This is a genomic window from Pseudonocardia lacus (assembly GCF_018531445.1).
Classification (GTDB): domain Bacteria; phylum Actinomycetota; class Actinomycetes; order Mycobacteriales; family Pseudonocardiaceae; genus Pseudonocardia; species Pseudonocardia lacus.
Window position 1 is genome coordinate 1 of the sequence record NZ_JAHDTH010000286.1, and the last position, 7,382, is coordinate 7,382.

At 73.4% G+C, this 7,382-nt stretch carries 8 protein-coding genes and 1 pseudogene; 4 read left to right on the top strand and 5 right to left on the bottom strand.

Annotated elements, in window-relative coordinates:
* From KIK08_RS35625 to KIK08_RS42085, 4 genes are all read right to left on the bottom strand, one after another.
* Positions 1-417: biotin/lipoyl-containing protein (locus tag KIK08_RS35625; protein ID WP_308258103.1), on the bottom strand; the 417-nt coding region annotated here is incomplete at its 3' end.
* A 6-nt stretch (positions 418-423) separates the two neighbouring features.
* Positions 424-1,404, bottom strand: coding sequence for an alpha-ketoacid dehydrogenase subunit beta (locus KIK08_RS35630; RefSeq protein WP_214407727.1), 981 nt, complete (start codon positions 1,402-1,404; stop codon positions 424-426).
* Positions 1,401-2,573, bottom strand: coding sequence for a pyruvate dehydrogenase (acetyl-transferring) E1 component subunit alpha (gene pdhA / locus KIK08_RS35635; RefSeq protein ID WP_308258107.1), 1,173 nt, complete (start codon positions 2,571-2,573; stop codon positions 1,401-1,403). Before pdhA ends, KIK08_RS35630 begins: the two co-directional genes overlap by 4 nt.
* Before the next feature lie 285 nt (positions 2,574-2,858).
* Positions 2,859-3,212 (bottom strand): antitoxin, encoded by a 354-nt coding sequence (locus tag KIK08_RS42085; RefSeq protein WP_308258104.1) that lies wholly within the window; start codon positions 3,210-3,212, stop codon positions 2,859-2,861.
* A 219-nt stretch (positions 3,213-3,431) separates the two neighbouring features.
* On the opposite strand from KIK08_RS42085, the gene KIK08_RS35645 reads away from it, so the two are divergent.
* Genes KIK08_RS35645 through KIK08_RS35655 form a run of 3 tightly spaced genes read left to right on the top strand, consistent with a single transcriptional unit; the run spans position 3,432 to position 5,852 of the window.
* Complete coding sequence (locus KIK08_RS35645) at positions 3,432-4,241, top strand: basic amino acid ABC transporter substrate-binding protein (protein ID WP_308258105.1); 810 nt, start codon at positions 3,432-3,434, stop codon at positions 4,239-4,241.
* A 22-nt stretch (positions 4,242-4,263) separates the two neighbouring features.
* Positions 4,264-5,070, top strand: a complete 807-nt coding sequence (locus KIK08_RS35650; protein WP_214407729.1) for an amino acid ABC transporter permease — start codon at positions 4,264-4,266, stop codon at positions 5,068-5,070.
* Positions 5,067-5,852, top strand: a complete 786-nt coding sequence (locus KIK08_RS35655; RefSeq protein ID WP_308258106.1) for an amino acid ABC transporter ATP-binding protein — start codon at positions 5,067-5,069, stop codon at positions 5,850-5,852. The genes KIK08_RS35650 and KIK08_RS35655 overlap by 4 nt, the downstream gene beginning before the upstream one ends.
* A 40-nt stretch (positions 5,853-5,892) precedes the next feature.
* Here the strand turns inward: KIK08_RS35655 and KIK08_RS35660 are convergent, their stop codons facing one another.
* Positions 5,893-6,963: a glycosyltransferase family protein gene (locus tag KIK08_RS35660; protein ID WP_214407730.1), complete on the bottom strand. Its 1,071-nt coding sequence runs from the start codon at positions 6,961-6,963 to the stop codon at positions 5,893-5,895.
* Positions 6,964-7,114: 151 nt separating this feature from the next.
* On the opposite strand from KIK08_RS35660, the pseudogene KIK08_RS35665 reads away from it, so the two are divergent.
* Positions 7,115-7,382, top strand: a pseudogene (locus tag KIK08_RS35665) (hypothetical protein); the annotation flags it as partial.

The window sequence follows — 7,382 nt, forward strand, 5'->3', positions numbered from 1 at the left end:
CGGGGTCGGCGGGGGTGGCGGTGCCGCCGGGGGCTCCGCGCCCGCGGCGGGCCGGCGCAGGCGGCGGGTGACCGAACCCGGCCGCGCCCCGTAGCCGACGAGGTTGGCCACCCGGCCGTCCGCGCCGACCTCGCCGATCTTGGCGCCGGCAGCCGCCGGGGCCGGCTCGGGAGCGGCCTCCGCGGTCTCGATGGCCAGGATCGGCGCGCCGACGTCGACGGTCTGCCCCGGCTGGGCCAGTAGCTCGCCGACCGTCCCGGCGTACGGGCACGGCAGCTCGACGGCCGCCTTCGCCGTCTCGATCTCGACGATGACCTGGTTGACGGTGACGGTGTCGCCCGGGGCGACGTGCCAGGTGACGATCTCGGCCTCGGTCAGCCCTTCGCCGACGTCGGGCATGGCGAACTCACGACGCACCGCGGATCACCAGGCCAGCGAGCGGTCGACGGCGTCGAGCACCCGGTCGAGGTCGGGGAGGTAGTCCTCCTCGCACTTGGCCGGCGGGTACGGGGTGTCGAACCCGGTCACCCGCAGCACCGGCGCCTCCAGCGAGTGGAAGCACTCCTCCTGCACGCGCGCGGCCACCTCGGCGGCCACCGACACCTCCGAGGGCGCCTCGGACACCACGACGAGCCGCCCGGTGCGCCGGACCGACTCCAGCACCGGGGTGAGGTCGAGCGGGGACAGCGTGCGCAGGTCGACCACCTCCAGCTCGCGGGCGGGTTCCTCGCCGGCGGCCGCGGTGGCCGCCTCGAGGCAGGTGGTCACCAGCGGGCCGTAGGTGGCCAGCGTGACCGCGTTGCCGGGCCGCACGACGCGCGAGGCGAACAGCGGCCCCGGCTCGGTGTCGGTGTCGACCTCGCCCTTCTCCCAGTAGCGCCGCTTGGGCTCGAAGAAGATGACCGGGTCGTCGCAGGCGATGGCCTGCTGGATCATCCAGTAGGCGTCCGACGGGTTCGAGCACGCGACCACCTTGAGCCCGGCGACGTGCGCGAACAGCGCCTCCGGCGACTCGCTGTGGTGCTCGACGGCGCCGATCCCGCCGCCGAACGGGATGCGCACCACCACCGGCATCGGGACCCGGCCCTGCGACCGGAAGTGCAGCTTGGCCAGCTGGGAGACGATCTGGTCGTAGCCGGGGAAGACGAACCCGTCGAACTGGATCTCGCAGACCGGCCGGAAGCCGCGGATGGCCAGGCCCACCGCGGCGCCGATGATGCCCGACTCGGCCAGCGGCGTGTCCAGCACGCGCTGCTCGCCGAAGTCCTTCTGCAGGCCGTCGGTGACCCGGAAGACGCCGCCGAGCTTGCCCACGTCCTCGCCCATGACGATGACCTTCGGGTCGCGCTCCATGGCGGCGCGCAGGCCCTCGTTGATGGCCTTGGACAGCGTGAGCGCGGTCATCGGCCGGCCCCCTCGAACGACGCGTGGTAGGCGAGGTAGGCCTCCCGCTGGGCGTCGACCTGGGGCGAGCCCTCCGCGTAGACCTCGGAGAACATCCGGTCGGGGCCGGGTTGGGGCATGTCGACGCAGAAGGCGCGGAAGCGCTCGGCGAGCGCGTCGGACTCGGCCTGCAGGGCGTCGAAGTGCTCCGCCCCGACGCCGTGCTCGCGGACCAGGTTGGCCCGGACCCGCTCGATCGGGTCCTTCAGCTTCCACAGCTCGAGCTCGTCGGCCAGCCGGTAGCGGGTGGGGTCGTCGGAGGTGGTGTGCGCGTCCATGCGGTAGGTGAACGCCTCCACCAGCACCGGGCCGTTGCCCGACCGGCACTCCTCCAGCGCCCAGCGCGTGACGGCGAGGCAGGCCAGCACGTCGTTGCCGTCGACGCGGATGCCGGGGAAGCCGTAGCCCGCGGCCCTGCGGTAGAGCGGGACGCGGCTCTGCCGCTCGGTGGGCTCGGAGATCGCCCACTGGTTGTTCTGGCAGTAGAAGACCACCGGGGCGTCGTAGACGGCCGCCCAGACGAAGCCCTCGTGCACGTCGCCCTGGCTGGTGGCGCCGTCGCCGAAGAAGCAGATGGTGGCCTCGTTGCCGGCCGGGTCCTCGCCGCCGACGCGGCCCTCGAACCGCTGGCCCATGGCGTAGCCGGTGGCGTTGAGCACCTGGTTGCCGATGACGATCGTGTACAGGTGGAAGCCGTGCTCGCGCGGGTCCCAGGAGCCGTGGTCGGTGCCGCGGAAGATGCCCAGCAGCTCGGTCGGGTCGATGCCGCGGGTCCAGGCGATGCCGTGCTCGCGGTAGGACGGGAAGGCCATGTCCTGCGGCTGCAGCGCGCGGCCCGCGCCGATCTGCGCGGCCTCCTGGCCCAGCAGGGGCACCCAGATGCCGAGCTGGCCCTGGCGCTGCAGGGCGTTGGCCTCCCGGTCGACGCGGCGGACCAGCACCATGTCGCGGTGCAGCGCCCGCAGGGCGGCCTCGTCGACGTCGGCGACGTAGCGGTCGAACTCGGGGTTCGCGACCCGCTCACCCTCCGGGGTCATCAGCTGGACCAGGTCGGTGCCGGAGTCGGTGGCCCGCAGGCCGGCCAGCACCTGCTCGCGGGTGGGTGCGGGGACCGGTGGGGCCCCGGCGATCTCGACGGTCGGTGGGGTCCGGTCGGGTGGGACGGACACGCTTCCTCCTCGTGCTCAACCGACCCGTGACCGGTTCGTGGCGGTACGGGCCGCGCCGGTGTCGCCGGCCCGCGCACCGCCCTCGGGTGGGGGCGGTCACAGCCGGCGCTCGGCGCCATCCTGGCACGAGGGGCCGCCCGTCGGCATGGCCACGGGCGCCCCGGACGCGGCGCGGCGGGCGGCGCGCCCACGATCGTGGGTGCACCGCCCGCCGCGCTCGGCTCCCGTCGCCGGGGGCCGATCGTCCTAGTGGGACGGGCCGGGCGCCGGCTTCGGCGTGGTGGGGGGAGTGGTGGTGGGAGTGGTCGGGGCGTCCGGCGCGGGCACGGTGGACGAGGACGGCTGCGGCTGGCTGTAGCCGGCGGCGCCCTTCGGGTAGCCGTTCGAGGCGGAGTGCGAGCCGCCGGGCACGCCGGCCACGCTCTTGACCTTCTGCGCCGCGCCGTTGATCTGGGCCGAGTACTTGCCCTTGGTCTGCTTGTCGACGAACGCCGCGGCCTGGTCGAGGTACTTGCCGGCCTTGTCGGGGTTCTTCTTGGCGTAGCGGCGCCCCGCCTCTGCGGCGGCGGCGAGCGTGGCGAGCTTGCGCATCAGGGCCATCTCGGTCTCCCTTGGTGATCGCGGCGCCCCGGACCGTGCGCCGCTCTTGGTTCCTCTGTACCCGGGATCGCCCGCCGCGTCACGTGCGCCGGCATCCGAAATATCCTCTTCACATCACGCTGTGTGATGTCACTCAACGGTGACCCCGGTTTCGAGGCCTCCCGGGAGTGCGCGTGGCAGCATCCCCGCATACCGACCGTCGCCGACCCGGAGGTCCGCGTGCCCCCCCGATCCCGCACACTCACGAGCGCAGTCGCCCTCGCCGCCACCGCGGTCGTACTGGCCGGCTGCGGCAACAGCCCCGACAGCGGCCAGGCCCCGGCCGCCGAGGGCGGTGTCCAGCTGGTCGCCGACGGCAAGCTGACCACCTGCACGCACCTGCCCTACGAGCCGTTCCAGTTCAACGAGGGCGGCACCATCGTCGGCTTCGACGTCGAGCTGGTCGACCTGGTGGCCACGAAGCTGGGCGTCACCCAGGAGATCGTCGACACGCCGTTCGAGGGCATCCAGTCCGGTGAGGACCTCAACATCGGCAAGTGCGACGTCGCCGCCGCGGCGATGACGATCACCGAGACGCGCAAGCAGAACTTCGACTTCTCCGAGCCGTACTTCGACGCCACCCAGGCGCTGCTGGTCAAGGGCGACGCCGGCATCACCGGGGCGGAGCAGCTGGCCGGCAAGAAGGTCGGCGTGCAGAACTCGACCACCGGCCAGGAGTGGGCGCAGTCCAACCTGCCCAACTCCGAGCTGGTCGTGTTCGAAGACCTCGGGCTGCTGACCACCGCCGCCCAGACCGGCCAGGTCGACGCGGCCATCAACGACAACGGCCCGCTGCTGGACTTCGCCAAGAAGAACCCGGAGATGGCGGTGACCGCCGAGTTCGACACCGGCGAGCAGTACGGCATCGGCGTCAAGAAGGGCAACACCGCCGTGCTGGAGGCCGTCAACGAGGCCCTCGCGACGGCCCGCTCCGACGGCACGTACGACAAGATCTACGAGAAGTGGTTCGGCAAGGCCCCCGGGGCCTGACCCCGTAGGGACCCCCTCTCGAATGGCACTCACCCGTCGTCAACGGACCCGGCTCGGTCGGGGCGCCCAGTACGCGATCGCGATCGCGGTCGTGCTGCTGGTCGCCCTGACCGCGAACTGGGGCACCATCGCCCGCGCCTTCTTCGACCTGGAGGTGGCCGCGAGCCTGTTCCCCGACGTCATCCTGATCGCGCTGCGCAACACGCTGCTGTTCACCGCGCTCGGGTTCGTCCTGGCGCTGGCGCTCGGCCTCGTGCTGGCCCTCATGCGGTTGTCCTCGGTCCGGGTCTACCGGCTCGTCGCCGGCGCCTACATCGAGTTCTTCCGCGGGCTGCCGGCGCTGCTGATCGTCATCGCGATCGGCTTCGGCGTGCCGCTGGCGTTCGGGACGATCCTCGACCGGCTGGTGTCGATCACCCTGGCGCTGGGCATCGTCGGCTCGGCCTACATCGCCGAGACGATCAGGGCGGGCATCCAGTCCGTCCCGAAGGGGCAGGTCGAGGCGGCCCGCTCGCTGGGCATGTCCCCGACCCGCACGATGATCTTCATCGTGATCCCGCAGGCGTTCCGGATCGTGCTGCCGCCGCTGACCAACGAGCTGATCCTGCTGACCAAGGACTCCTCGCTGGCGTTCCTGCTGGGCACCACGCTCGACCAGCAGGAGCTGGCGCAGTTCGGCCGGGCGGCGCTCAACCAGGCGCGCAGCCTGACCCCGATCCTGGTGGTCGGGCTGTGCTACCTGGTCATCACCATCCCGCTGTCGTACCTGGCCCGGCGCCTGGAGCGGCGCTACGGCAGCGCCGGGACGCCGAAGGGGGCGGAGGTGTGACCGAGCTGACCAAGTCGAGCCGGGCCCCGGCCGACGTCGTCGTGAGCATCACCGACCTGCACAAGTCGTTCGGCAGCAACGAGGTGCTGCGCGGCATCGACCTCGACGTGCACCGCGGCGAGGTGGTCTGCATCATCGGGCCGTCCGGCTCGGGCAAGTCGACCCTGCTGCGCTGCGTCAACCTGCTGGAGGTGCCCAGCAGCGGCAGCGTCGTCGTCGACGGGGTGGAGATCACCGACCCGGACTGCGAGATCGACGACGCCCGCCGCACCATGGGCATGGTCTTCCAGCAGTTCAACCTGTTCACGAACCTGGACGTGCTGGGCAACCTGACGATCGCCCCGCGCCGGGTGCTGCGCCGCAGCCGGGCCGCCGCGGAGCAGACCGCCCGGGCCAACCTGGCCCGGGTGGGCCTGTCGGAGAAGGAGCACGCCTTCCCCGCCCAGCTCTCCGGCGGCCAGCAGCAGCGCGTGGCCATCGCCAGGGCGCTGACCATGGAGCCGACGGTGATGCTGTTCGACGAGCCCACCTCCGCGCTCGACCCGGAGCTGGTGGGCGACGTCCTCGACGTCATGCGCTCCCTCGCCGAGGACGGCATGACCATGCTGGTGGTCACCCACGAGATCCAGTTCGCCCGCGAGGTCGCCGACCGGGTGCTGTTCATCGACGGCGGGAAGATCGTCGAGCAGGGCCCGCCGGCCGAGGTCGTGGGCAACCCGCAGCAGGAGCGCACGCGCAACTTCCTGGCCAGGGTGCTGCACCCCGGGCAGCGCACCGCCTGAGCCCGTCCGGTGGGGCCGCCGCGGCCCCGCCGGACGGCGCTCAGGCCGTCAGGTGCTGCGGCTCCCGGCGTCGCGGTGCCCCGGGCAGCAGCGGTTCCAGCCTGCGGGCCAGCGCGTCGATGCCGAAGTGGTCGCGCGCGATCGCCTCGTTGTGGTCGAGCAGCCCGGGGTCCGGGTCGGCCAGCCAGGCCCGCAGCGGCTCCGGGTCGTGGGCGTCGAACCAGCGGAAGCCGAACGCGGCCAGCTCCGCGGCCACCGGGAACCGGCCCACCGCGATCGGCCTGCGGTGCAGCGCCGCCTCGATCAGCGGCAGCCCGAACCCCTCCCACGACGACGGCAGCACCACGGCGTCGCAGGCCGCGTAGGCGCCGGCCATCCCCACGCCGAACGGCAGCCGCCTGCGCACCGGGACCCGCCCGGCGGCCAGCACCGCGCCCAGCTCGGCCTGGTAGCCGTCCTCGGCGGGGCCGGTCAGCCAGTAGGTGCCGCCGACGGCGGCGGTGAGCGCCAGCCCGACGTCGATGCCCTTGCGGGCAATCGCCCGCGTCGGCTGCAGGACCAGCGGTCCGCGGTCGACCCGCAGCCTGCGCCGCACCGCGTCGCGCTGCTCGGGGCAGGGCCGCTCGGCGAAGCCGTGGTGGACGGTGGTGGCCGCGATGCCGCGCCGGGCCAGCAGGGCGCGGCGGGCCAGCTCGTTGATCGTCACGTGCCGCCAGGACGGGTCGTCGGGCGGCCAGTTGGTCACCCCGGCGTACTGCGGGCGCTCCCAGGGCAGGTCGTGGTGGCGCAGCAGGGCCGGGCGGCCGCGCAGGTGCTCGGCCACCGCCTCGCCCACCGCCCGGTTCATCGGCAGCGAGCAGAGGTTGTCGACGACGACCAGGTCGACGTCGTCGAGGACGGCGGCCAGTTCGGCGCGCCGCGGCGGCCGGGTGCTGCCCAGGGCCAGGCTCCGGACCAGCAGGTCGGGACGCCCGTCGCCGGCCACGGTGCGCACCCGCATGCCGAGCCTGCGCATCGCCCGGACCCACTGCGCGGCCGTGACCGACACCCCGTCCGCCGTGCCGAGCCGGTAGGACACGATCGCCGCGCTGCGGCCGGAGGCGGTGGACATGCCCGAATGGTGACGCTGCCGCGTGACGCGGGGATTACGCGCAGGTTCCGCGGAACCGCTGGTGAACACGCTGCGCAACCGCGTCCTACCCAGGATTGGGGAGATCCGGGGGTGGCCGCAACGCCGGGCACGCATCCACCGATCGAGTGACGTGCCCCGACACACCGCTCCCGCGCTCGCCCTGCTCGCCGCTTCGCTGCTCGCCGTGGGCGGGTGCGGGGCGCCGGACGACCCGGACACCACCGCGTTCGCGGCGACCTCCGGCTCGGCCGGCCTGACGACGACCGCCGCCCGCCCCACGACCGCCGCCCCGACCACCACCGCCGCGCCCACGACGACCCGGCCCGCCCCGACGACCACGACCAGCCCGCCCCGCGCCACGACCTCGGCGCCCCGCGCGGAGCCGGTCCGGGCCGTCC

Bases quoted from the DNA above. Each gene is read 5' to 3' on its own strand.
- KIK08_RS35660 (WP_214407730.1), bottom strand. From the start codon at position 6,963: ATGTCCACCGCCTCCGGCCGCAGCGCGGCGATCGTGTCCTACCGGCTC.
- KIK08_RS35630 (WP_214407727.1), bottom strand. From the start codon at position 1,404: ATGACCGCGCTCACGCTGTCCAAGGCCATCAACGAGGGCCTGCGCGCC.
- KIK08_RS35650 (WP_214407729.1), top strand. From the start codon at position 4,264: ATGGCACTCACCCGTCGTCAACGGACCCGGCTCGGTCGGGGCGCCCAG.
- KIK08_RS42085 (WP_308258104.1), bottom strand. From the start codon at position 3,212: ATGGCCCTGATGCGCAAGCTCGCCACGCTCGCCGCCGCCGCAGAGGCG.